Here is a 24,105-nt window from a genome sequence, read left to right as displayed (position 1 = left end):
CGTGATTGTGCCTCTTTGCTCAAGCCATCACGTGGCGTAGTGCTCTTCCCATGAATTACCGTCACGCCTTCCACGCCGGCAGCTTCGCCGATGTCATCAAGCACATCGTGCTGGCGCGCATCATCACCTATCTGCAGGACAAGCCGGGGGCGTTCCGCGTCATCGACACCCATGCCGGGGCCGGTCTCTACGATCTCGACAGCGACGAGGCGCGCAGGAGCGGCGAATGGCTGACCGGCATCGCGCGGCTGTTGCAGGCCCGCCTGTCGAACGAGAGCGCGGCGCTGGCCAAGCCCTATCTCGACATCGTCCGCGCCTTCAATCCGAAGGGTGAGCTCAAGGCCTATCCGGGCTCCCCCTTGATCGCGCGCGGTCTGCTCAGGCCGCAGGACCGGCTCGTCGCCTGCGAGCTCGAGCCGAAGGCGCGAAAAGCGCTGATCGGCGTGCTGCGCCGGGACGAACAGGCCCGCGTGGTCGACCTCGACGGCTGGGTGGCGCTGCCGGCCTTCGTGCCGCCAAAGGAGCGGCGCGGCGTCGTGCTGATTGATCCGCCCTTCGAGGCAAAGGACGAGTTCGAGCGGCTGGGCGAAGCCTTCTCGACGGCCTTCGCGAAATGGCCGACCGGCATCTATGTCATTTGGTATCCGGCCAAGAACCGCCGTGCCACCGACATGCTGGCCGAAACGGTCGCGCGGCTCGCAGCTGCAGCAAAACCACCGGGAAAATGTCTGCGCCTCGAATTCAGTGTCGCGCCCCAGCTCGAAGGCGGGGCCCTCGCCTCGACCGGGCTCCTGATCGTCAATCCGCCCTACACGCTGCAGAGCGAGCTCAAGACGATCCTGCCCGAGCTGGAAATGCCGCTCGGCCAGGGCGGTGCTGCCAGATTCCGATTGGAGGTACCCAAGCCTTGAAGGCAAGCCGTAACACTCCGGCATTCTTGGGAAAAATATGCAGGAGCGGTAGTCAATCTGCAGAGAACCGTATTATGCTGTTTCCGTGACTGGCTTTACGTTCCGCTTCCGCGAATGGTTGCGGCGGAGTGAAGGCCTAAGAAAGATCCGGCCGGACCGCCAGCGGTCCGCCCAAGGATGGCCAGCTCTCCCGGGCTTCGTAACGCCCGGTCATGTCGTGACGTGAGTCTGCGTCGCGGCGGAGGAGCAATGAGGGGGAGTTTCCCGATGGCCATGACGGGAACGGTCAAGTTTTTCAACGGCGAACGCGGCTACGGTTTCATCAAGCCTGACGACGGCGGCCGCGACGTCTTCGTGCATATTACTGCTGTGGAGCGGGCCGGACTGAAGGACCTTGCGGAAGGGCAGCGTATTACTTTCGAAGTCGAACCGGACAAGAAGGGGAAGGGACCGAAGGCGGTCAACCTTGTCATCCTCTCCTAGCGGGCCTGACGAGCAACATTCGGCGCAACATTTCGCGCAAAAAAATCCCGGCCGCGAGCGGCCGGGAGTTGTTGTCCGGTATTTTCTTCTTCAGCTATCAGAAGCGATAGTTCACGCCAGCGCGCACGACGTTGGCGCTATAGCCGTTTGACACGCCCGTAATTGCGAACTGACTGGTCGACAGATCGATGTAGAGATATTCGAGCTTGGCGCTCCAGTTCGGAGCCAGGCCGACTTCCGCACCAGCACCGATGGTCCAGCCGGCGGTCGTGTGCGATTCAGACCAGCCGAAGGTCTGCGCGCGCAGCTCGCCGAAGGCGAGGCCGGCGGTGCCGTAGAACAGCACGTTGTTGAAGGCATAACCGGCGCGGCCGCGCAGGGTGCCGAACCACGGATTGGAGAACTTCCACGGCGCGAAGGTATCGTCGGCGCCGGCGGCCTGGATGTCGCCTTCGACGCCGAACACGAACGGGCCGTTCTGGAAGTTGTAGCCGGCCTGCACGCCGCCGACGAAGCCGGACGGCTTTGAAGGATTGTTGTCGACCGAGCCCCATTCATAGCCGATGTTGCCGCCGAGATAGGGGCCAGCCCAGCTATACGCATTGAGCGGCTGGTTGACGGTATAGGGCGCACGCTGCCCGTAACTGAGATCGGCGGCCTCTGCCGAAGCTGTCCAGCCGGCTGCAACCAACGCGGCTGCGCCCACAACGAGCCTCTTCATCACTTAACTCCAACGCAACTGCCGCCACCGGTGCGATGCCCGCGCCGCCGCGCGCGGCAAACCGCATGGTTACGGAACCACCACCTTTTCGCGTAAGATTTATCGAGAGTTTTAAGTTAAAGGCCTGTTAAGCTGGGTTACCGCGCTGTTAACAGGCTTAAGCAAGTGTTACCGGGAACTGCGTCGCGGCCTGTGCGCGCCGCATGGCCGGAACTTCAAATCGGCACCCCCAGCGCCTAAATTCGCTCCATGGCTCACGATTCCACCGACAATCCGGACGACCGCGCGCACAAATTGCCGCGGGCTGCCGCGAGCGACACGCCGCCCGACCTCGATCCTGCCACCACGGGCGGCGACGATGAGGACGAGGCGCGGCTGCCTGATATCCTGGAAGAGAGCGGCGCAGTCGGCGAAGGCCCGCTGGCGAGCGGCCACGAGGCGATCGAGCGCGCCGTCCGCCTCGCCCCCACCTCGCCCGGCGTCTATCGCATGCTCAATGCGAATGCCGACGTGCTCTATGTCGGCAAAGCCAAGAACGTCAAAAAGCGCCTGTCCAGCTACGCGCGGCAAAACGCGCCGCAGCCGGCCCGCATCCTGCGCATGATCGCCGCCACGGTGACCGTGGAGATCGTCTCGACCAATACCGAGACCGAAGCGCTGCTGCTGGAAGCCAACCTCATCAAGCAGCTTCGGCCGCGCTTCAACGTGCAGCTGCGCGACGACAAGTCGTTTCCCTATATCCTGATCACCGGGGACCATTGGGCGCCGCAGATCCTGAAACATCGCGGCGCGCAGAGCCGGCCCGGACGCTATTTCGGTCCGTTCGCCTCCGCCGGCGCGGTCAACCGCACCATCACGGCCTTGCAGCGCGCGTTCCTGATCCGCTCCTGCACCGATTCCTTCTTCGAGAGCCGCACCCGGCCTTGCCTGCTCTACCAGATCCGCCGCTGCGCCGGCCCCTGCACCCGCGAGATCGACTTCGGAGGCTATACGACGCTGGTGCGCGAGGCGAGCGACTTCCTGTCGGGCAAAAGCCATGCGGTGAAGCAGGAGCTTGCCGGCGAGATGGAAAAGGCGGCGGGTGAGCTCGAGTTCGAGCGCGCCGCGCTCTACCGCGACCGCCTCGCCGCGCTGTCGGCGATCCAGTCGCAGCAGGGTATCAATCCGCGCACGGTCGAGGAAGCCGACGTGTTCGCCATCCACCAGGAAGGCGGCTTCTCCTGCGTCGAGGTGTTCTTCTTCCGCACCGGCCAGAACTGGGGCAACCGCGCCTATTTTCCGCGCGCGGAAAAGACCTTCACCCCGGAAGAGGTGCTCGGTTCCTTCCTCGCCCAGTTCTACGACGACAAGCCGCCGCCGAGGAACATCCTGCTCTCGCACGAGATCGAGGAGAGCGATCTGCTCGCCGATGCGCTGGCAATCAAGGCCGGCCACAAGGTCGAGGTTGCCGCGCCCAAGCGTGGCGAGAAGAAGGAGCTGGTCGCTCACGCGCTGACCAATGCGCGCGAGGCGCTCGGCCGCAAGCTCGCCGATACCGCCACGCAAAGCCGCCTGCTCGACGCCATAGCGGCAACCCTGAGCCTGCCGCATTCGCCCAAGCGAATCGAAGTCTACGACAACAGCCACATCCAGGGCACGAACGCGGTCGGCGCCATGATCGTCGCCGGCCCGGATGGTTTCGTGAAGAACCAGTACCGCAAGTTCAACATCAAGTCGGAAGGTATCACGCCCGGCGACGACTTCGCGATGATGCGCGAGGTCCTCGAGCGGCGCTTCAAGCGCCTGATCAATCCCCCCGAGGAAGGCACGGTCAAGGCGAAGGACGACGACTTCCCGCAATGGCCCGATCTCGTCATCATCGACGGCGGCCGCGGCCAGCTCAACGCCGTCCGCGAGATCTTCGCAAATCTCGGCCTGACCCAGGTGTCGCTGATGTCGGTCGCCAAGGGGCCGGACCGGGATGCCGGCCGCGAGACCCTGTTCATGCCGGAACGCGAGGCCATCAAGCTGGAGCCGCGCGACCCCGTGCTCTATTTCATCCAGCGCTTGCGCGACGAGGCCCACCGCTTCGTCATCGGCTCGCACCGCAAGCTGCGCAAGAAGGACATCCGCGAGGCCGGCTTGCAGGAGATTCCGGGCATCGGCCCGTCACGCAAACGTGCCTTGCTGCATCATTTCGGGACCCTGAAGGAGATCGAACGCGCCTCGATTGCCGATCTCGGCAAGGTTCCGGGGGTGAGCGCCGAGAGCGCCCGCAGGATTTTCGAGTATTTCCATCCCCAGCCGGGATGAACTAAAGGAGTCGCGGTCATATGCTCGTCGCATCCCGCACCCCATCTGGGAGCGGGACGGTTGACCTTCAGGCCGCAGCGGTATTGGTAGGACGGATGAACATCGCCACGACACGAGGGACGACCAGCCGCGCGATGTCCCTCCCGAACATTCTGACCTATGGCCGGATCGCCGCGATCCCGGTCGTGGTCGGATGCATCTACGCGCAATCGATTCTGGATCAGCCGCTGTGGCTGCGCTGGGTGGCGGTAGCCATCTTCATCGGCGCCGCGGTGACCGACTACCTCGACGGCTATTATGCGCGGATCTGGAATCAGCAATCGGCGTTCGGCCGGATGCTCGATCCGATCGCCGACAAGCTGCTGGTCGCCTCGTGCCTGCTGATGCTGGCCGCCGACGGCATCATCCACGGCTGGTCGCTGTGGGCCGCCATCGTGATCCTGTGCCGCGAGATCCTGGTCTCGGGCCTGCGCGAATATCTTGCCGCGCTTCGCGTCAGCGTGCCCGTGACCAAGCTTGCCAAGTGGAAGACCACGGTCCAACTCGTTGCCATCGGCTTTCTGCTCGCCGGACCTGCCGGCGACGAGGTGGTGCCCGTCGTCTCGATGATTGGCCTCGCGCTGCTGTGGGCCTCGGCGATCGTGACCATTTATACCGGCTACGACTATTTCCGTGCCGGCATCCATCACCTCATCAAGGAGGACGAGGGATGAAGGTGAAATATTTTGCCTGGGTGCGCGAGCGCGTCGGCAAGGCGGAGGAGACCATCGAGCCCCCTGCGACCGTGCACACCGTCGCGGAGCTGATCGCCTGGCTGTCGAGCCAAAGCGAGGCCTACGCCTACGCGTTCGAGAAGCCGAAGGTGATCCGCGCCGCGATCGACCACGCCCATGTCAAATCGGACGCTGTGATCACCGGCGCCCGCGAAATCGCGTTCTTCCCGCCAATGACCGGCGGCTAGACCATGGCCTCCCCTGTCTCCACCTGCCCCGTCACGATTCGTATTCAGGAGGATGATTTCGATATCGCCCGCGAAATCGCGTTCCTGACCGGGAGCCGCACCGACATCGGGGCCGTCGTGAGCTTTTCCGGCATCTGCCGCGCCGACGAGGACAGCGCGAACATCGCCGCGCTGACGCTCGAACATTACCCCGGCATGGCCGAGGAAGAGATCAGGCGTCATGTCGACGAGGCGACCTCGCGCTGGCCGCTGAACGGCGTCACGGTGATCCACCGCGTCGGCCGCTTCATGCCGGGCCAGAACATCGTGCTGGTGCTGGCCGCCTCGCAGCACCGCCAGGCCGCCTTCCAGGCGGCCGAGTTCCTGATGGATTATCTCAAGACGAGCGCGCCCTTCTGGAAGAAGGAAGAAAGCGACGCCGGCACCGGCTGGGTCGAGGCCCAGGCCCGCGACGACGAAGCCGCCGCACGCTGGACCCGATCCTGATGGCAAAACCATCCAAAAAGTCCGGGCGCGGCCGCGCCGCGCCAAAATTTGCCAAGATCGGTCCGGGCGAACTTCTCACGCTGCTCGATTACGTCCGCTATGCGGTGAGCCGCTTTGTCGAAGCCGAGCTAGCCTTTGCCCATGGCACGACCGATCCGGTTGCCGAGGCCGCCTTCCTGGTCAGCGAGGCGCTGCACCTCAATCCCGAACAGTTCGAGATGTTCGCCAACGCGCGCGTCACGGCCGCGGAGGGCAAGACCGTCCTCGATCTCATTCATCAGCGGGTCACCACGCGCAAACCGGCCGCCTATCTCGTCAACAAGATCTACATGCGCGGCCTGCCCTTCTATGTCGACGAGCGCGTCATCGTTCCGCGCTCCTTCATCGGCGAGCTGCTGGAGTCGCATTTCGGCGGCGAAGAAAGCGTCGGCGCGCTGATCGACGATCCCATGGCCGTCGAGCGCGTGCTCGATCTGTGCACGGGATCGGGATGCCTCGCCATCCTTGCCGCGCATCATTTTCCGAACGCCACCGTCGATGCCGTCGACATCTCCAAGGGCGCGTTCGAGGTCGCCGCGCGAAATGTCGGCGAATACGGGCTCGAGGACCGGATCAGCCTGTATCGCGGCGACCTGTTCGCCCCGCTCGGCGATGCGCGCTACGACCTGATCATCACCAATCCGCCCTATGTCGATGCCGAAGGCATGGCGGCGCTGCCGCCGGAATGCCGGGCCGAGCCGAAGCTCGCCTTCGATGGGGGCCGCGACGGCCTCGACGTGGTGCGCCGGATCCTGCGCGAGGCGCCCGAGCACCTGACGCCGGAGGGCGGGCTGATCTGCGAGATCGGCCGCGGCCGTGATCTGATCGACGAGGCCTTTCCGGAACTGCCGCTGCTCTGGCTCGACACCGAGGAATCCGAGGGCGAGGTGTTCTGGATCGCAGCCGCCGATCTCAACTGAACGCTCCCGGCCGCGGGCCCGAACGGAACAAGTCAAATTCGGCCACGTTCATCCCCCGACGAATTTTCTCGCTCTCGGAGGATGTCCAGATGCTCGCGCCATCGGGCGAATTGCTACGCGCCGGCATGGCGCTGAAGCTCAACCACGTCAAACGCGCCGCTCAATCCTATCTGCGTGACCAGACCAGCCAGGCCACCGGCAAGGTGACGTCTTACGCCGTTGCCGGCGGGCTGTTCGCCGTCGCGGGCCTGTTCGTTGTGGCGGCATTCTTCGTCGGCCTGATGGCTCTGTACCGCTGGGTTGCCATCGCTTACGGGCAGTTCTGGGGGTTTGGTGCCGTCGGCGCGGTGCTGCTGGTGCTGGCCGCGATCTGTGCCGGCGTGGCGGCCGCTCAGATGAAGCGCAAAGCCAGGCCGATCGTGCCACTTGCCAGCCGTTTGCGCGTGGCCATAGCGACCCCGCGAATTCCGCGCGGAACGGTCAAGGAGGCGGTGAAGGAGGTCGCGACCGCCATTCCCCTTGCGCCGCTCGCGCCCGGCGAGCGCCGCCATGGCGCAAGAGCGTTGCCAGCGCGCACCAACCGGCCCGTGCAGCTTGGCCTGATGCTCGCGGCAATTGGACTGGCGGGGTTCACTGCGGCACGCCGCAGGCGTCACGGCCATCGATTGGACGCTTGATGCTGGTGCGGCGCTCCGAGCAGATCGACAGCTGGCTGCTGGTGGCGGCAACCGCCGTCTTCGTGCTGACGGCGGAGCGCTACTTTCAGGACTCCGGCCTGGTCCGGTCGGGACCTCCCCAAGACCGCCGCAAAGGCGAGGCGAATTCACCGGAAACCCATCCGGCGGGCGCGGCCGTGCAGCCTGGCCGCGGCCGTCATGCGAAGAGCCCGTTCACGATTCCCTGGGCGGGCTGGAAGGATATCTTCTGGCGCACTTATCAACGCATCGACGAGGATCGGCTGCTGGCGACCGCAGGCGGCGTCGTATTCTTTGGGCTGCTCGCGGTTTTCCCTGCCGTCACGGCGGTGGTCTCCTCCTACGGCCTGTTCGCCGATCCCTCCACGATCAGCTCCAATCTCCACACGCTTGCGACGATGCTGCCCGAAGGTTCGTTCCAGATCGTCGAGGATCAGGTCGCGCGCGTGGTCTCGAACGGCAATACCACGCTCGGCGCCACCTTCCTGCTCGGCCTCCTGCTCGCGATCTGGAGCGCCAATGCGGGCGTCAAGGCGATCTTCGATGCCCTGAATGTCGCCTATGAGGAGCGTGAGAAGCGGAGCTTCGTCAAGCTCAACATGGTATCGCTGGCCTTCACGGTCGGCGGCATCGTGGCGCTGCTGCTGATGGTCGGTGCCGTCGTCGCCTTCCCCCTCGCGCTCAATCACCTCGGCATGGCGCCCGAAAGCAAGCTGATCGTGGCGCTGGCGCGATGGCCGCTGCTGTTCCTCATCCTGCTGGTGGCGCTTGCGATCCTGTACCGCTTCGCGCCCAGTCGCGATGCCCCGCGCTGGCAATGGCTGAGCCTCGGCGCGGTGATCGCGGCCCTTCTCTGGATCGCCGGCTCGGCGCTCCTGTCCTGGTATCTCTCCGAATTCGCCAATTACAACGCGACCTACGGCTCGCTCGGAGCGGCGATCGGCCTGATGACGTGGATGTGGATGTCGGCGATCGTCATCATGTTCGGCGCCGAGCTGAATTCGGAGATCGAGCGGCAGACCCTGCGGGATACGACCGAGGGGCAGCCGAAACCGCTCGGCACCCGCCAGGCGGTCTCTGCCGACACGGTCGGTGCAAGCGCCCCATTCTAGCCGATGAGGACGATCGGGCCGGAGCTTGCCCGGCCCGATCAAGCGGCATCTCAGCGCTTGGTGATCACGACTTCCAGATACTCGCTGTGCACGACGATGGTGCCGTCATCGGCATGGTTGAATTCGCCGAGCAGCGCCAGCAGATCGCGTCTCAGCGCAGCCTGGCCGCTCTCGTCGAGCGCGGCAAACGCCTTCAGTGTCGGCCCGTAGAAGGTCTTGAAGACATCGAGCCAGTGCTCGGGCGAGCGGTAGCGGAACACGAACATGCGAGGCTCGGCCGAGATGTCGGAGGCTTGGCTTGCGAACATCTCCTCGAGTCGTGCCCGCGTGCCCCACAGCGCCGGCGACTTCACGCCGGCCGGCGGCGGCAGATGCTTGCCTATGGTCTTGAACAGCTGGCCGATGAAGCCCTGCGGGGTCCAATTGGCCAGGCCGATCTTGCCGCCGGATTTGCAGACGCGTGCGAGCTCGGAGGCCGCCTTGTCCTGGTCCGGCGTGAACATCACCCCGAAGGTCGAGAGCACGACGTCGTAGCTCGCGTCCGCAAACGGCAGGGCTTCGGCGTCCGCCTCGCGAAATTCGACCGTCAGGTGGTCCGCCGCCGCGCGCTCCTGCCCGCGCTTGAGCAACTCCGGAACATAGTCGGTGGATGTGACGTCACACCAGCGCCGGGCCGCGGCCAGCGTCGCGTTGCCGTTGCCGGCAGCGACGTCCAGCACCTTGCTGCCGGCTCGCAAATCCAGGGATTCGCAGAGTTGCTCGCCGACGATCTGCAGTGTGGTCCCGACCACGGCATAGTCGCCCGATGACCAGGCGCCATGCTGGCGCTGCTTGACGGCGGCTAGATCGGGCTGAGCCGGAGCCTGTTTGAGTGCGGCGGATGTCGACATGGCAATTCTCCAGGGTTTGAAAACGCCGGGACGATAGGGTGTGCGCGACGCGCTGGCCTTGAGAGCGGCGTTATTTTACGCTGAGATCACCTTGATTTCCGAGCCGGAGCCGAGACTGGCGTGCCGTTTCATTTCGAGGATTTCGTGCTCGATGCCGAGCGGCGCGAACTGCGCCGCGCGAAGGCGCTGATCGCGCTCGAGCCCCAGGTGTTTGATCTCCTGCTTTATCTCGTTCGTAACCGCGAGCGCGTGGCGACGCGGGACAATCTGCTCGACGCGGTCTGGAACGGCCGCGTCGTCTCGGAATCAACCCTCACCAGCCGGATCAACGCCGCGCGGCGCGCGGTCGACGACAGTGGTGAGGAGCAGCGGCTGATCCGAACCATCGCGCGAAAAGGCGTCCGGTTTGTCGGCGAGGTCACCGAGCTCTCGGAGGCGGCGACGCCGGCAGTGGCGAGCCGGCCGGCCACCGCAACACCGGCGGGCTTGCCGCTGCCCGACCGGCCCGCCATCGCGGTCCTGCCGTTCGTGAATATGAGCGGCGAGGCCGAGCAGGAGTATTTCTCGGACGGCATGAGCGAAGACATCATTACCGCTCTGTCGAAGCTGCGCTGGTTCTTCGTGATCGCGCGCAACTCCTCGTTCATCTACAAGGGCCGCGCGGTTCATCTGCGTGAGGTCGCGGAGGAGCTCGGCGTCCGCTATGTCGTCGAAGGCAGCGTCCGCAAGGACGGTGATCGCGTGCGCATCACCGCGCAACTTAACGACGTCGCCACCGGCAGTCATCTCTGGGCGGAACGTTACGATCGCGAGCTCGCCGACGTGTTTGCCGTGCAGGACGAGATCACCGAGGCCATCGTCGCCGCGATCGAGCCGCAGCTCTATGCCGCGGAAAGCTATCGCGCCCAACGCAAGCCGCCGGACAGCATGGACGCTTGGGATCTCGTGATGCGCGCGCTTTCGCATTACTGGCGTGTGACACGGCAGGATCACGTCGTCGCGCAGGCACTGCTCGAGAAGGCCATCGCGCTCGACCCCAACTACGGCAAGGCGCTCGGACTGCTCGGCACCAGCTACATGTTCACAGCCCATATGGGCTGGATGGAGATGAGCACTGCGATCCCCGGCGCCGAACGCGCCGCACGAGCCGCGATCCGTGCCGACAACGAGGATGCCTGGGCTCACAACGCGCTCGGGCACGTCAATTTGTTTGCACGCCGGTTCGAGGATTCGCTGGCCGAATTCGAGACCGCGTTGCGGCTCAATCCGAATTTCGCCCTGGCGCAGGGCTATTATGGATTGGCGCTCGGCTATTGCGGCCGCTGGCAGGACGCCGACGAGGCCGCTCGACGGGCGATCCGCCTCAGCCCGCGCGATCCCTATGCGCCCGTCTATTACGGCATCGCCGCTTATGCCCGCTTCCTCGGCGGCGATGACGCGGAGGCGATCCGGCTCGCCCAGGAGGCCCTGCGCCAGCGCAGCGATTTCGTCGGCGCGCACCGGGTGCTGACGGCGGCTGCCGGCATGGCTGGGCAGACGGATCTCGCCCAGGCGGCGCTGAGGGAGCTGCGCCGTGCCCAGCCGAACATCTCCCTCGCCTGGCTCGCCGAGTTCATGCCGGTCAAGCTTGTCCGCGACCGTGACCGCTACATCGATGGCTTTCGCCGGGCGGGATTGACATGAGCCGCGACCAGGCCGCTATCCCCTCGAATCAACAATGATGTTAGGGTCATGCGGCCTAGGGGGAGCACGAGGCGTGACGGGATCGCGACGTGACCCGTATTTTCCCGGGGGAGGCAGTCAGCTCTTAAAGGCGTAACGCGCGGCATGATTCGCATTTCGACGATCTTCATCGCCTTCTGCATGGTTCTGGTCGCGGCCTCGCTCGGGCTTGTGCTCTACGCCGTCGCCGGCATCAGTGGAACCGAATCGGCGATCGTGGCGCTGACCGTGCTGACCTTCCTGATCCTCTACAACGCAGTGTCGATGCGGCTGCGCGACCGCAGCGACGTCGGCGGCCAGATCGCCGATCTGTCGCGTGGCACCGCCGATCTCGCCCGCCAGGTCGCCGAGTTCGGCCGCCGGCTAGCTGCGATCGAGGGACGCATCGCCTCGTCCAATTCGACCAACTCCGACCGCATCCAGTCCGTGGTCGGCGAGATCAATGAACTCGGCGGCTTGGTCAAGCAGCTCGCAACCACCGTGTCGGCCCATGAGGACTTGCTGGCCGGCGGCGCACCGACGCCGGCTGCCGCCCCGGCGGCCTGGTCCGAGCCGGAGCCGCCCATCGATCTGGCGGCGCCGCTCGACGAACGCCCGGCTGCCCCTCCCCCGCTACCCGCAGCACCTCCGCCTCCGCTGGCGCATCCGCGGCCGGCGCCGGCGGTCCAGCCCCAGACCATCAACCCGTCTCAGACGGCCTCCGGACGCAACCAGACTCAGCTGCTGGCGACGCTCCGCAACGCCGTCGAGGAGAACCGCATCGACATCTTCCTCCAGCCGATGGTGACGCTGCCGCAGCGCAAGGTGCGGTTCTACGAGGCGGTGACGCGCCTGCGCGACGACCGCGACCAGTTGATCGCAGCCGAGGAGTTCATCAGCATCGCGGAGGCCTCCGGGCTGATCGGGCGGATCGACAACATGGTGATGCTGCGCTGTGTGCAGGTGCTGCGACGCCTGATGGTGCGCAACAAGGACGTCGGCGTGTTCTGCAATGTCGCGGCTTCAACGCTCGGCAATTCCACCATCTTCGCGCAATGCCTCGACTTCCTCGAAGCCAACCGGGCGCTGGCGCCCTCGCTGGTGCTGGAGTTCAAGCAATCGACATTCCGCAATCTCGGCCCGGCCGAGACCGAGAATCTCGCAGCGCTCGCCCAGCGCGGCTTCCGTTTCTCGATCGACCATGTCACGGATCTGAGGATCGAGCCGCGCGAGCTGGCCGACCGCGGGGTCCGCTTCATCAAGGTTCCGGCCACGCTGCTGCTCGACCCCAGGCAGTCCTCGGCCTCGGACATCCATCCCTCCGACCTCTCCGACCTACTCGGCCGCTTCGGCATCGACCTGATCGCCGAAAGGATCGAAGGCGAGCGCGCGGTCGTGGACCTGCTCGACTATGACGTGCGGTTCGGCCAGGGCTTCCTGTTCGCACCGCCCCGGCCATTGCGGCCGGAGGGGGCATCTGCTACCGGCGGGGCCGCGCCGAACCAGGCGCAGGACATTCAGGGATCCAATGGCTCCGCTCCCCCCAGCCAAGGCACGACATCTGGCACGACATCAGCCGCAGCTCCGGCACAACGCATCAGCGGCAACGCGGCGCTCGCGCGCCGGATCTGACCGGCCGCGCGCATCATGACCACGCTGCATTTCGCCGAAAGCCTGCGCGAGCTCGTGGGCGGCGTCGATGTCGTTCTCAGCGACATCTGGGGCGTCGTCCATAACGGCCTCGAATCCTTCCCCGAAGCCTGCGAGGCGCTGCACACCTATCGCAGCCGCGGCGGTACGGTGATCCTGATCACCAACGCACCGCGGCCGGCCGACTCGGTGCAGCGGCAATTGCGCAAGCTCGGCGTCGCCGACGAGACCTATGACGCGATCGTGTCTTCGGGCGACCTGACGCGGCTCTATGTGGCCGAGCATCCCGGACGCAAGATGTTCTGGCTCGGCCCCGAGCGCGACAACTCGATCTATCGGGGCCTCGATGCCGTGACCGCGCCGCTGGAAGAAGCCGATTACATCGTCTGCACCGGCCTTTATGACGACGAGACCGAGACGGCGGAAGACTATCGCGGTATGATGCTGAAGGCGCGCGAGCGAAAGCTGACGCTGGTCTGCGCCAACCCCGACATCGTGGTGGAACGCGGCGACCGGCTGATCTATTGCGCCGGCGCAATCGCGGAACTCTATCGCGAGCTCGGTGGCGAAGTGATCTTCTACGGCAAGCCGCACCGCCCGATCTATGAGCGCGCGATGGCGCTCGCCGGCGAACGCCAGGGCCACCAGATCGACCGAAAAAAGGTGCTCGCGATCGGCGATTCCGTCCGTACCGACCTGACCGGCGCGCGCGAATTCGGCATCGACTGCCTGTTCGTCACCCGCGGCATCCATGCCGAGGAGTTCGAGGGTCTCGACCAGCTCGACCCGAATTCGGTGGCGGAGTTGTTCGGGCACCCGCCGAAGGCGCTGATGCGCGAATTGAAGTGGTGATGGCTGCGGTTGACCGCGCGGGCGCGTCAGCCCAGACGTCGTCATGGCCGGGCTTGTCCCGGCCATCCACGTCTTACTTCTAGCATCAAGAACGTGGATGCCCGGGACAAGCCCGGGCATGACGACCTCGATGGAGAATTGTTGATCCGGAGAGGCGCGCGCTTACGCGCTCGCCATGTCCGGGAAGACCGCCTCGATCTTGGTCTTCAGCGTCGCCGCGTTGAACGGCTTGACGATGTAGTTGTTCACGCCGGCCTTCTTGGCCGCGATCACGTTCTCGGTCTTGGATTCCGCCGTGATCATGATGAAGGGCGTGGTGGCGAGGTTCGGATCCGCGCGCACTTCGCGCAGCAGGTCGTAGCCCGTCATCGGTTCCATGTTCCAGTCGGAGATCACGAGCCCGTACTTCTTGCCGCGCATCTTGTTCAGCGCTGCCGAGCCGTCGCTGGCATCATCGATGTTCTCGAAGCCAAGCTGCTTCAGCAGATTCCTGATGATACGGATCATGGTGCTGTAGTCATCCACCACCAGAACCGGCATCGACAAATCAACCGCCATCTCGACTCCCCCAACGCATACGCAGGAATATTACGATCGGACCTGCCAGGCCGGGAGCCCGGCAGTTCCACGCTCAAGGACTAGCACCAAGGCGTTAAACAGCGCGTTAATTGGGGGCGCCCCCAAAGAACTGAAATCGCATTCGATACGGTTGCCCCCTCCCGCTTGACTTCGCCGGGCGGCTCAAGCCACGGTCCCGGCCGGTCCCGCCGGTTCGAGAATTCCCCTGATGGCTCCGCATTTTACCGTTATCCGCGACACCACGCCGGACTCCGCCATTCCAAGGGGTGCCGTGGTCGCCATGGGCAATTTCGACGGCGTTCATCTCGGCCACCGCGCCGTGATCGCAGCGGCCCTGGAAATGGGCCGGGCGCAGGGCCGCCCTGCGCTGGCGCTGACCTTCGAGCCCCATCCACGGCGGTTCTTCAGCCCCAACACCCCGCAATTCCGTCTGACGGACGAGCCGGCCAAGCTGCGGCTTCTGGCCGGCACGGGGCTTGCCGGCGCCGTGGTCATGACCTTCGACAAGGCACGCGCCGGAACCAGCGCGCAAGATTTCATTCACCATGACCTGATCGGGCGGCTCGGGGTCAGCGGCATCGCCGTCGGCTACGACTTCCATTTCGGCAAAGGACGCGTCGGCTCGCCGAGCCTGCTGGTCAACGAGGCGCCCCGGCTCGGCATCGAGGTCGACGTGCAGCCGCATGTCGATATCGACGAGCGGCCGGTGTCCTCCAGTGCGATCCGGATCGCGCTCGCCGAGGGCCAGTTGGATGAGGCGACCACCATGCTGGGCGCCCCCTGGTTCATCACCGGCGAGGTCATCCACGGCGAGAAGCGCGGCCGCGACCTCGGCTATCCCACCGCCAACATCCGCCTGGACGCCAATTGCGGCCTGAAGCACGGCATCTATGCGGTGCGGGTTGGCCGCGGACCTGAACGGCTGGACGGGGTGGCGAGCTTCGGCCGCCGTCCGACCTTCGACAATGGCGCTCCCCTGCTCGAAATCTTCCTGTTCGACTTCAAGGGCGACCTCTACGGGCAGGCGCTGGACTGTGCCTTCATCGGCTTCATCCGCGAGGAGCTGAAATTCGACAGCCTGGACGCCCTGATCCGCCAGATGGACGACGATTCCGCCCGCGCCCGCGCCATCCTGGCCGCCGCCCCGGACGCGTTTCCGCGGCTGGGCGTGATCGATTGAGGGCCGAACCCGGTCTGCCCGAACCTTTGCGCTTCCCTTGGCCCCCTGCTATGGAGTGCCCATGTTTGCGCGGCGCATCATAGGGATTAGCGGCCCGGCTTCCGCCTGAGCTTTCGGCTCGGCGCAAGACCGGGATTTTGTCGTTTCACCCCGCGATTCCGCATCGCCATTCGTTCCCGCGCCCTTCCGAGCCAGTCAGCCTCATGTCCGAAAAGCCGCAGAAGTCCCAAAAGTCCGAAGCCAAAGACTATTCCAAGACCCTGTTCCTGCCGCAGACCGAATTCCCGATGCGCGCCGGCCTGCCGCAGCGCGAGCCGGAGATCCTCAAGCGCTGGTACGAGATCGGCCTCTACGAGAAGCTGCGTCAAGCTGCGAAGGGCCGCGCCAAGTTCGTGCTGCACGACGGCCCGCCCTATGCCAACGGCAACATTCATATCGGCACGGCGCTGAACAAGATCCTGAAGGACCTCGTCACCAAGAGCCAGCAGATGCTCGGCTTCGATTCCAACTACGTGCCGGGCTGGGACTGCCACGGCCTGCCGATCGAGTGGAAGGTCGAGGAAGAGCACTATCGCAAGAAGGGCAAGCAGAAGCCCGACTTCCGCGACAGTGCCGCGATGATCGATTTCCGCAAGGAATGCCGCGCCTACGCCACGCATTGGCTCGGCGTGCAGCGCGAGGAGTTCAAGCGTCTCGGCGTCATCGGCGACTGGGATCATCCCTACGCCACCATGAGCTATCCGGCGGAAGCCCAGATCGCGCGCGAGCTGATGAAGTTCGCCGCCAACGGCACGCTGTATCGCGGCTCCAAGCCGGTGATGTGGAGCGTGGTCGAGAAAACGGCGCTCGCCGAGGCCGAGGTCGAGTACGAGGACCACACCTCCGATACGGTGTGGGTGAAATTCCCCATCACGTCGCCCGCGCATGGCGCGCTCGCCTCCGCGAGCGTCGTGATCTGGACCACCACGCCCTGGACGCTGCCGGGCAACCGCGCCATCTCGTTCTCGCCGAAGATCGCCTACGGCCTCTACAAGGTGACGGACGCGCCCGCGGACAATTGGACGAAGACCGGCGATCTCCTGATCCTGGCCGACGCACTGGCCGCGGATGTGTTCAAGCAGGCGCGCGTCACGTCCTATGAGAAGGTGCGCGACATCCCCGGCGATACGCTGGATGCGGTGGAATGTGCGCATCCGCTCAAGGGCATCGCCGGCGGTTATGACTTCATCGTGCCGCTGCTGGCTGGCGATCACGTCACCGACGACACCGGCACCGGATTCGTGCACACCGCGCCCGGCCATGGCCGCGAGGACTTCGATGTCTGGATGGCACAGGCGCGCGATCTCGAAGCGCGCGGCATCACCACGGCGATCCCCTATACTGTCGACGAGAACGGCGCCTACACCGATCATGCGCCGGGCTTTACCGGCAAGCGCGTCATCAACGACAAGGGCGAGAAGGGCGACGCCAACGAGGCCGTGATCAAGGCGCTCGTCGAACGCGGCATGCTGATCGCGCGCGGCCGGCTCAAGCACCAATATCCGCACTCCTGGCGCTCCAAGAAGCCGGTGATCTTCCGCAACACGCCGCAATGGTTCATCGCGATGGACAAGGACGTCGCGCAGGGCGGCAAGGCGAAGAGCGGCGACACGCTGCGCGCCCGCGCGCTGCACGCGATCTCGGTGACGCAATGGGTGCCGCCGTCGGGCGAGAACCGCATCAACGGCATGATCGAGGCGCGCCCCGACTGGGTGATCTCGCGCCAGCGCGCCTGGGGCGTGCCGATCGCCGTGTTCGTGCGCGAGAAGAGCGACGGCTCCGCCGAAATCCTCCAGGACGAGGCCGTCAACAGCCGCATTGGCGACGCCTTCGAGAAGGAAGGCGCCGACGCCTGGTACGCAAAGGGCGCCCGCGAGCGCTTCCTGGGATCCCGCGCGAGCGAGGACTGGCAGAAGGTCGACGACATCCTCGACGTCTGGTTCGATTCCGGCTCGACGCACGCTTTCGTGCTCGAAGACCCCGTGCAGTTTCCTGGCCTCGCCGGCATCAAGCGCAAGGTCGACGGCGGCACCGACACGGTGATGTACCTCGAAGGCTCGGACCAGCATCGCGGCTGGTTCCACTCCTCGCTGCTGGAGAGCTGCGGAACCCGCGGCCGCGCGCCTTACGACATCGTGCTGACCCACGGCTTCACCCAGGCCGAGGACGGCCGCAAGATGTCGAAGTCGCTCGGCAATACCATCGAGCCGCAGGCGGTCATCAAGGAGTCCGGCGCCGATATCCTTCGGCTCTGGGTGGCGTCAGCCGACTACACCGACGACCAGCGCATCGGCCCCGAGATCCTGAAGAACACGGTTGAGACCTATCGCAAGCTGCGCAACACCGTGCGCTGGATGCTCGGCACGCTGCATCATTACAAGCCGGCCGACGCGGTCGCGCCCGCCGAGATGCCGGAGCTCGAACGGCTGATGCTGCACGAGCTCGCAATCCGCGCCGCCGCCATCGGCAAGGCCTATCGGGAGTTCGACTTCAAGACCGTGGTCGCGATCCTGTCCGCTTTCCTGAACAGCGAGCTGTCGGCGTTCTATTTCGACATCCGCAAGGACACGCTCTATTGCGATCCGCCGTCGTCGCCGACGCGCAAGGCGGCGCTGACGACGATCGACCTGTTGTGCGCCTCGGTCCTGAAATGGCTGGCACCGATCCTCAGCTTCACCGCAGAGGAAGGCTGGCGCATGTTCCGGCCGAACGCCGAGCCCTCCGTGCACCTGACGCTGTTCCCGACCGATCTCGAAGACTTGCGCGACGACAAGCTCGCCGCGAAGTGGGAGACGATCCGCAACGTCCGCCGCGTCGTCACCGGCGCGCTCGAGCTCGAACGCGCCGCCAAGAATATCGGCTCTTCGCTGGAGGCCTCGCCGGTGATCTATGTCGCCGACCGCGACATGCTCGCCACGCTGTTCGATGCGGATCTCGCCGAGATCTGCATCACCTCGAATTACGAGGTGCGTGAGGGCGAGGCGCCGGCGGCTGCGTTCCGTCTCGATGCCGTGCCCGGCGTCGCGGTCGTGGTGGAGAAGGCGGTCGGCACCAAATGCGCCCGCTCCTGGAAGATCTCCGCGATGGTCGGCGACGACGCTGAATACCCCGACGTCACCCCGCGCGATGCGAAGGCGCTGCGCGAATGGAAGGCGTTGGGAGTGACGGTCTGATCCCCGCCATGTCCCCGCTCGGCGCCGGCATCTTCGCGGCCGTGATCACGCTCGTGGCCGACCAGGCCTCAAAGCTCTGGCTGCTGAACGTCTTCGACCTCGCCCGTCGCGGCGTGGTGAAGGTGACGCCGTTCTTCGACCTGGTGCTGGCCTGGAATATCGGCATCAGCTTCGGCTGGCTCCAGCACGACAGCCAGGCGGCGCAGCTCGCGCTGATGGCGGTCAAGGTCCTCGCCGTGGTCGCGCTGGCGATCTGGATGGCCCGCTCGCACACCCTCCTCGCCACCATCGCGCTCGGCCTGATCATCGGCGGCGCCATCGGCAACGGCATCGACCGCCTGGCCTATGGCGCCGTCGTCGATTTCGCCCTGTTCCACATCGAGATCGGCGGAAATACCTATAATTGGTATGTGTTTAACCTCGCGGACGTGGCGATCGTTGCTGGGGTGGCGGCGCTATTGTATGATTCCTTCCTGGGGGTACCCGCCGCAAAAGCGCCCTGATCCCGGCCGATACGGACCGGCAGGTGGAACCCGGCTTTTGCGAGGGTTGGGCCGCGTTTGAGCGGCGATCTGCCACAATATGGAACAGGTACAGTAATGCGCAGCTCGAAGACCAGCGGTTCGATGGTTCGAGACCCCCAATCGGGGTTCTGGCGGGCGTTGAAATTGTCCGCTGTCGCGCTCGGCATTGGTCTCGTCATGTCGACCGGCGCCGCCCGCGCCGGTGACGACGACGAGGACGACGACATGACCTTCGAAGAGAAGCTCATCGACAATCTGATGTCCGGCCTCGGCGCCAAGAGCATGGAGAAGCCCGGCATCGAGTACCGCGAGCGTTCGCCGCTGGTCGTGCCCCCGAAGCTCGACCTGCCGCCGCCGGCCGCGACGGAGGCCGCAGTCGCACCCAACTGGCCGAAAGATCCCGACGAGAGGCGCCGCAAGGAAGCTATCGCCGCGCGGAAGAAAGCGAACAAGCCGACCGAAAGCTGGCAAGCAGGCCGGCCGCTCTCGCCGAGCGAGATGAACGCCACCAGGACGGCCGCGCCGTCCCGCCAGAGCAATGAGCCGGCCCAGCCGGGCAGTAACCCCGCTAATCCGACGCTCAGCCCCGCCCAACTCGGATACACCGGCGGCCTGTGGAAGCTGTTCAAGGGGAACGATCCCGAATCAAAGCAGTTCACAGCGGAGCCGCCACGCCAATCGCTGGTAGAGCCGCCGCCGGGATATCAAACGCCGTCGTCGAACTACGCCTACGGCTCCGGGCCGGATAATTCGAAGCGAACCTATTTCGACGTCCTATCCGGCAAGGAGAAGGAGCAATAGGGCTCCTGCTTCGCCCCGGCGTTTCGGCGGGCTGGGAGCTGGCTGCCGGCCCTTGTGCGGCTTCGGCTGCTGGCTCGGCTCCCGAGTTGATGCGTTCTCTGCTTCGTGACGCGAAGCCTCAGCCGCACGGTGTACGATGCCGTGCCTCCGAGCCCGACATCCGGACCTCGGCCTTTCACTAGGGATCATGATGTCCGCAAAACGATCGGCTGCCTGCCTCCTTGCCGCGCTGCTTTCGACCAGTGTCCTGACGTCAGGCGCGGCCCTTGCCCAGACCACCGTCACATCGGCTCCGCCCGCCAGCTTCACGCTCGGCAATGGCATGCAGGTCGTGGTGATCCCGGATCGCCGCACGCCCGTGGTCACGGAGATGATCTGGTACAAGGTCGGCTCGGCCGACGAGACGCCGGGCAAGTCCGGCCTCGCCCACTTCCTCGAGCATTTGATGTTCAAGGGCACCTCGAAGCACCCGGCCGGTGAATTCTCCCAGACCGTGCTCCGCGTCGGCGGCAACGAGAACGCCTCGACCTCGGTCGACTACACCAACTATTACCAGCGCGTGCCGAAAGAGCAGCTGCCGACCATGATGGAGTTCGAGGCCGACCGCATGACCGGCCTCATCCTCAAGGACGAGAACGTGCTGCCCGAGCGCGACGTGGTGCTCGAAGAATACAATATGCGCGTCGCCAACAACCCGGACGCGCGGCTGAATGAGCAGATCATGGCCGCGCTCTATCTCAATCATCCCTACGGCCGGCCGGTGATCGGCTGGCATCAGGAGATCGAGAAGCTGGATCGCGAGGACGCGCTCGCCTTCTACCGCCGCTTCTACGCACCGAACAACGCGATCCTGGTGATCGCCGGCGACGTCGACGCCGCCGAGATCCGCCCGCTGGTCGAGCGCAATTTCGGCTCCATCCCGGCGCAGCCCGCAATTCCCGCACGGCGCGTTCGTCCGCAGGAGCCCGAGCCGGCCGCGCCGCGCACCGTCACGCTGGCCGACCCGCGCGTCGAGCAGCCGAGCATGCGGCGCTATTACCTCGTGCCCTCCGCGACCACGGCTGCGGCCGGTGAGAGCGCCGCCCTCGACGTGCTGGCGCAGTTGATGGGCAGCGGCAGCAATTCCTATCTGTACCGCGCGCTCGTGGTCGACAAGCCGCTCGCGGTCTCCGCCAACGCCAGCTATTCGAGCATCTCGCTCGACCCGACGCAGTTCGCGATCTCGGCCGCGCCGAAGCCCGGCGTCAGCTTCGCCGAGGTCGAGCAGGCGGTCGACGGCGTCATCGCCAATGTGGCGCAGAACCCCATCCGCGCCGAGGATCTGGAACGCGTGAAGACCCAGCTCATTGCGGAAGCGATCTATGCCCAGGACAACCAGGCGGTGCTGGCGCGCTGGTATGGCGGCGCACTGACCACGGGCCTGTCGATCGAGGACATCAGGAGCTGGCCGGACCGCATCCGCGCGGTCACCGCCGAGCAGGTTCGCGCGGCCGCGCAGAAATGGCTCGAGAAGAAGCGCTCGGTGACGGGCTATCTGATCAAGGACACCACCACGGCCAAGCGCGAGGAGAAGCGTTCGTGACCTATCCCCTTCGGGCGCGTCATTTCGCGCTGTCCTTCGTCGCCGGCGCGGCCCTCGCATTCGCTGCGGTCTCGCCGTCGCATGCAGCCGCAAAGATCCAGCGCCTGGTCTCGCCGGGCGGCATCGAGGCCTGGTTCGTGCAGGACGCAACCGTGCCGCTGATCGCCATGGAATATTCCTTCGCCGGCGGCTCGGCCCAGGATCCCAAGGACAAATCGGGCGTTGCCAATCTGGTCGGCGATCTTCTCGACGAAGGCTCCGGCGATCTCGATTCCAAGACGTTCCACGAGCGGCTCGACCGCCGCGCCATCGAGCTCTCGTTCAGCGCCAACCGCGATACCTTCCGCGGCAGCCTGCGTATGCTGCGCGACAACAAGGACGAGGCTTTCGACCTGCTCAGGGGCGCGCTGACCTCGCCGCATTTCGACCCCGCCGATGTCGAGCGCATCCGCTCGCAGGTCATCTCGGGCCTGCGCCGCGAGACCACAAACCCGACATCGCTGGCGAGCCGCAAATTCCTGGAGGTCGCCTTCGGCGATCATCCCTATAGCCGGCAGAGCAACGGCAACCTCGACAGCGTGCCGACCATCACGGTCGCCGACATGAAGGACTATGTGGGCCGCGTGCTCGCCAAGGATGGGCTGAAGATCGCGGTCGTCGGCGACGTCGATCCGGCCACGCTCGGCAAGCTGCTCGACCACACCTTCGGCAGCCTGCCCGCCAAGGCCAATCTCACACCCGTCCCCGACGTCGAGGCCGCAAAGCCGCCGCAGCGTGCCTTCGTGACTCTCGACGTGCCGCAGACCGTGATCACGTTCGGCGGCCCCGGGGTGAAGCGCAACGATCCCAATTTCATGGCAGCCTATGTCGTCAACCACATCCTCGGCGGTGGTGGATTGTCCTCCCGGCTCTATCGCGAGGTCCGCGAAAAGCGAGGCCTCGCCTATTCCGTGTACGAAGCGCTGCTCTGGATGGAGCATTCGGCGCTCTTCATCGGCAACACCGGCACGCGCGCCGACCGCGCCGGCGACACCATCGATGCCATCGAAAAGGAGGTGCGCCGGATCGCCGAGGAAGGCCCGACCCAGAAGGAACTCGACGAGGCCAAGTCCTACCTGAAGGGCTCGCAGATGCTGGCGCTCGACACCTCCTCCAAGCTGGCGCAGGCCCTGCTGCAGTACCAACAGGACAAGCTGCCGATCGACTATATCGAGAAGCGCAACGCCGTCATCGACGCCGTGACGCTGGACGACGCCAAAGCCGCCGCCAGGCGCCTGTGGGGCCAGGGGCTGCTGACTGTCGTCGTCGGCCGCGCCCCGCAGGCCGCGGCGCAGCCGGCGACAGCACCGGCGACGAAGTCGAACTGACGGCCGCAGGTTCGGTACGTCTTCCTGAAATGGCCGGGCTCGCCCGGCCATTTGCGTTTCCGGGGATGCGCCATTGCCGAAAGTGAATGTCCACGATATGTCCGGACATCACGAATGGTGCCATCATGCTGCGGATATCCCGCGATCTCGTCATCGACGAGGACGACATCGAGATCGGCTTTGTCCGCGCCTCCGGCCCGGGCGGGCAGAATGTCAACAAGGTCTCGACCTCGGCCCAGTTGCGCTTCGATACACGCAGGCTGACCCTGCCGGAGGACGCCGCGATCCGGCTCGCCCGCATCGCCGGCCAGCGCATGACCAAGGACGGCGTGATCGTGATCCACGCCCAGCGCTTTCGGACCCAGGAGCGCAACCGGCAGGATGCCATCGACCGGCTCGTCGAGATCCTGTCCGAGGCGATGATCCGGCCGAAGCCCCGCCGCGCCACGCGGCCGACTTTTGCCTCCAAGCAGCGCCGGCTCGACGGCAAGAAGCGCCGCGGCGACGTCAAGGCCGGACGCGGCGGTCGCTTCGACGACTAAAGCATGATCCGGAAAAGTGCGCAGCGGTTCTTCAAAAAGATCATGTTCAATAACAACCCAAAGCGCGATGACGATTCATCCTGATCGCATCGCGCTTGGGCAGACGCAGCCGAAGGACTCCGGCCGACAGGCGGCCGGAGTCTTGCCGTTCTCCCGGCGGGATTAGTAACGCTTGGACGGAGCTGCACCGCCCGTCGTGGAATCGTCGGCCGTTCCCCTGTGCGCGGCGCTGCCCGTGGTGCCCGTGCCTTTGCTGCCCTTGGTCGACTTCATGCCGGTCTTCTCGCCCGCCGCGCCCGGCTGAGCGTTCATCTCCTCATCGCCGCTGCCCATCGTGCTGCCTTGCATGGGTTTGCTCTGCACGGTGCCGCCGGGCTTTGCGGTGGGGGGCGCGCTTTGAGCGAGAGCAGGCGCGGCAACGAGAGCCGACAGAGCGCATGCGATCATCGAGGACTTCACCAACTTCATCCATTTCTCCTGGATTGTTTCGCGATGAATGGCTCGGCCGTTCCCGACGCCGCTTGCCTGCGCCGACCCATCGCATCGCGTAAAGAAATCAAGCGGCGCAATCGTCATGCAATGCGCATGGTGTGGTGAACGTTTAG

The 24,105-nt window shown here is 65.4% G+C and carries 23 protein-coding genes; 19 read left to right on the top strand and 4 right to left on the bottom strand.

Annotation, left to right across the window (positions count from 1 at the left end):
- The first annotated feature begins 50 nt into the window (after positions 1 to 50).
- Both RX330_RS05775 and RX330_RS05770 read left to right on the top strand, forming a co-directional pair.
- Complete coding sequence (locus RX330_RS05775) at positions 51 to 911, top strand: 23S rRNA (adenine(2030)-N(6))-methyltransferase RlmJ (RefSeq protein WP_212080264.1); 861 nt, start codon at positions 51 to 53, stop codon at positions 909 to 911.
- Between the two features lie 267 nt (positions 912 to 1,178).
- On the top strand, positions 1,179 to 1,394 hold the full coding sequence (locus tag RX330_RS05770; protein WP_008544396.1) for a cold-shock protein: 216 nt from the start codon (positions 1,179 to 1,181) through the stop codon (positions 1,392 to 1,394).
- 97 nt (positions 1,395 to 1,491) lie between these two features.
- On the opposite strand, the gene RX330_RS05765 is transcribed toward RX330_RS05770, so the two are convergent.
- Positions 1,492 to 2,115: an outer membrane protein gene (locus RX330_RS05765; protein ID WP_212080262.1), complete on the bottom strand. Its 624-nt coding sequence runs from the start codon at positions 2,113 to 2,115 to the stop codon at positions 1,492 to 1,494.
- Positions 2,116 to 2,364: 249 nt separating this feature from the next.
- Between RX330_RS05765 and uvrC the strand changes: the two genes are divergently transcribed.
- The 7 genes from uvrC to RX330_RS05730 all read left to right on the top strand — a co-directional run bounded on the left by uvrC (position 2,365) and on the right by RX330_RS05730 (position 8,620).
- Positions 2,365 to 4,407 carry an excinuclease ABC subunit UvrC gene (uvrC, locus tag RX330_RS05760; protein ID WP_212080260.1) on the top strand — a complete coding sequence of 681 codons (2,043 nt, stop codon included), beginning with the start codon at positions 2,365 to 2,367 and terminating at the stop codon, positions 4,405 to 4,407.
- Between the two features lie 95 nt (positions 4,408 to 4,502).
- Positions 4,503 to 5,120 (top strand): CDP-diacylglycerol--glycerol-3-phosphate 3-phosphatidyltransferase, encoded by a 618-nt coding sequence (gene pgsA / locus RX330_RS05755; RefSeq protein ID WP_025033832.1) that lies wholly within the window; start codon positions 4,503 to 4,505, stop codon positions 5,118 to 5,120.
- Positions 5,117 to 5,368 (top strand): molybdopterin converting factor subunit 1, encoded by a 252-nt coding sequence (gene moaD, locus RX330_RS05750; protein ID WP_212080259.1) that lies wholly within the window; start codon positions 5,117 to 5,119, stop codon positions 5,366 to 5,368. Before pgsA ends, moaD begins: the two co-directional genes overlap by 4 nt.
- Before the next feature lie 3 nt (positions 5,369 to 5,371).
- Positions 5,372 to 5,854 (top strand): molybdenum cofactor biosynthesis protein MoaE, encoded by a 483-nt coding sequence (locus tag RX330_RS05745; protein WP_317242352.1) that lies wholly within the window; start codon positions 5,372 to 5,374, stop codon positions 5,852 to 5,854.
- A complete protein-coding gene (gene prmB, locus RX330_RS05740) occupies positions 5,854 to 6,813 on the top strand; it encodes a 50S ribosomal protein L3 N(5)-glutamine methyltransferase (RefSeq protein ID WP_317242351.1) in 960 nt (319 codons plus the stop codon). The genes RX330_RS05745 and prmB overlap by 1 nt, the downstream gene beginning before the upstream one ends.
- A gap of 89 nt (positions 6,814 to 6,902) precedes the next feature.
- Positions 6,903 to 7,490, top strand: coding sequence for a phage holin family protein (locus RX330_RS05735; protein ID WP_212080253.1), 588 nt, complete (start codon positions 6,903 to 6,905; stop codon positions 7,488 to 7,490).
- The gene (locus tag RX330_RS05730) at positions 7,490 to 8,620 is read left to right on the top strand and encodes a YihY/virulence factor BrkB family protein (protein ID WP_212080251.1); all 1,131 of its coding nucleotides are present in this window, start codon (positions 7,490 to 7,492) and stop codon (positions 8,618 to 8,620) included. The genes RX330_RS05735 and RX330_RS05730 overlap by 1 nt, the downstream gene beginning before the upstream one ends.
- A 50-nt stretch (positions 8,621 to 8,670) precedes the next feature.
- Here the strand turns inward: RX330_RS05730 and RX330_RS05725 are convergent, their stop codons facing one another.
- Positions 8,671 to 9,510, bottom strand: a complete 840-nt coding sequence (locus tag RX330_RS05725) for a class I SAM-dependent methyltransferase (protein ID WP_317242350.1) — start codon at positions 9,508 to 9,510, stop codon at positions 8,671 to 8,673.
- Between the two features lie 120 nt (positions 9,511 to 9,630).
- Between RX330_RS05725 and RX330_RS05720 the strand changes: the two genes are divergently transcribed.
- From RX330_RS05720 to RX330_RS05710, 3 genes are all read left to right on the top strand, one after another.
- A complete protein-coding gene (locus RX330_RS05720; RefSeq protein WP_317242349.1) occupies positions 9,631 to 11,193 on the top strand; it encodes a winged helix-turn-helix domain-containing protein in 1,563 nt (520 codons plus the stop codon).
- A 144-nt stretch (positions 11,194 to 11,337) separates the two neighbouring features.
- A complete protein-coding gene (locus tag RX330_RS05715; RefSeq protein WP_317242348.1) occupies positions 11,338 to 12,843 on the top strand; it encodes an EAL domain-containing protein in 1,506 nt (501 codons plus the stop codon).
- A 15-nt stretch (positions 12,844 to 12,858) separates the two neighbouring features.
- Positions 12,859 to 13,713 carry a TIGR01459 family HAD-type hydrolase gene (locus RX330_RS05710; protein ID WP_212080245.1) on the top strand — a complete coding sequence of 285 codons (855 nt, stop codon included), beginning with the start codon at positions 12,859 to 12,861 and terminating at the stop codon, positions 13,711 to 13,713.
- Between the two features lie 162 nt (positions 13,714 to 13,875).
- Here RX330_RS05710 and RX330_RS05705 read toward each other — a convergent pair whose 3' ends face one another.
- Positions 13,876 to 14,271 carry a response regulator gene (locus RX330_RS05705; protein WP_008567674.1) on the bottom strand — a complete coding sequence of 132 codons (396 nt, stop codon included), beginning with the start codon at positions 14,269 to 14,271 and terminating at the stop codon, positions 13,876 to 13,878.
- A 229-nt stretch (positions 14,272 to 14,500) separates the two neighbouring features.
- Between RX330_RS05705 and RX330_RS05700 the strand changes: the two genes are divergently transcribed.
- The 7 genes from RX330_RS05700 (at position 14,501) to arfB (ending at position 23,500) form a co-directional block, all read left to right on the top strand.
- On the top strand, positions 14,501 to 15,472 hold the full coding sequence (locus RX330_RS05700; RefSeq protein ID WP_317242347.1) for a bifunctional riboflavin kinase/FAD synthetase: 972 nt from the start codon (positions 14,501 to 14,503) through the stop codon (positions 15,470 to 15,472).
- A 203-nt stretch (positions 15,473 to 15,675) separates the two neighbouring features.
- The gene (ileS, locus tag RX330_RS05695; RefSeq protein ID WP_317242346.1) at positions 15,676 to 18,684 is read left to right on the top strand and encodes an isoleucine--tRNA ligase; all 3,009 of its coding nucleotides are present in this window, start codon (positions 15,676 to 15,678) and stop codon (positions 18,682 to 18,684) included.
- A gap of 8 nt (positions 18,685 to 18,692) precedes the next feature.
- Entirely contained in the window at positions 18,693 to 19,187 is a 495-nt protein-coding gene (gene lspA / locus RX330_RS05690) for a signal peptidase II (RefSeq protein ID WP_212080242.1), read from the top strand.
- Positions 19,188 to 19,283: 96 nt separating this feature from the next.
- Positions 19,284 to 20,009: a hypothetical protein gene (locus RX330_RS05685; RefSeq protein WP_212080241.1), complete on the top strand. Its 726-nt coding sequence runs from the start codon at positions 19,284 to 19,286 to the stop codon at positions 20,007 to 20,009.
- Between the two features lie 190 nt (positions 20,010 to 20,199).
- Entirely contained in the window at positions 20,200 to 21,591 is a 1,392-nt protein-coding gene (locus RX330_RS05680; RefSeq protein ID WP_212080240.1) for a M16 family metallopeptidase, read from the top strand.
- A complete protein-coding gene (locus RX330_RS05675) occupies positions 21,510 to 22,958 on the top strand; it encodes a M16 family metallopeptidase (protein ID WP_317242345.1) in 1,449 nt (482 codons plus the stop codon). Before RX330_RS05680 ends, RX330_RS05675 begins: the two co-directional genes overlap by 82 nt.
- 125 nt (positions 22,959 to 23,083) lie before the next feature.
- Positions 23,084 to 23,500 (top strand): alternative ribosome rescue aminoacyl-tRNA hydrolase ArfB, encoded by a 417-nt coding sequence (gene arfB / locus RX330_RS05670; protein ID WP_317243848.1) that lies wholly within the window; start codon positions 23,084 to 23,086, stop codon positions 23,498 to 23,500.
- A gap of 162 nt (positions 23,501 to 23,662) precedes the next feature.
- On the opposite strand, the gene RX330_RS05665 is transcribed toward arfB, so the two are convergent.
- On the bottom strand, positions 23,663 to 23,968 hold the full coding sequence (locus RX330_RS05665) for a hypothetical protein (protein ID WP_317242344.1): 306 nt from the start codon (positions 23,966 to 23,968) through the stop codon (positions 23,663 to 23,665).
- Positions 23,969 to 24,105 lie beyond the last annotated feature (137 nt).

The organism is Bradyrhizobium sp. NDS-1, assembly GCF_032918005.1.
Classification (GTDB): Bacteria; Pseudomonadota; Alphaproteobacteria; order Rhizobiales; family Xanthobacteraceae; genus Bradyrhizobium; species Bradyrhizobium tunisiense.
Note: the sequence above shows the minus strand (reverse complement) of the source record. Positions and strands in the feature narration are given on the sequence as shown.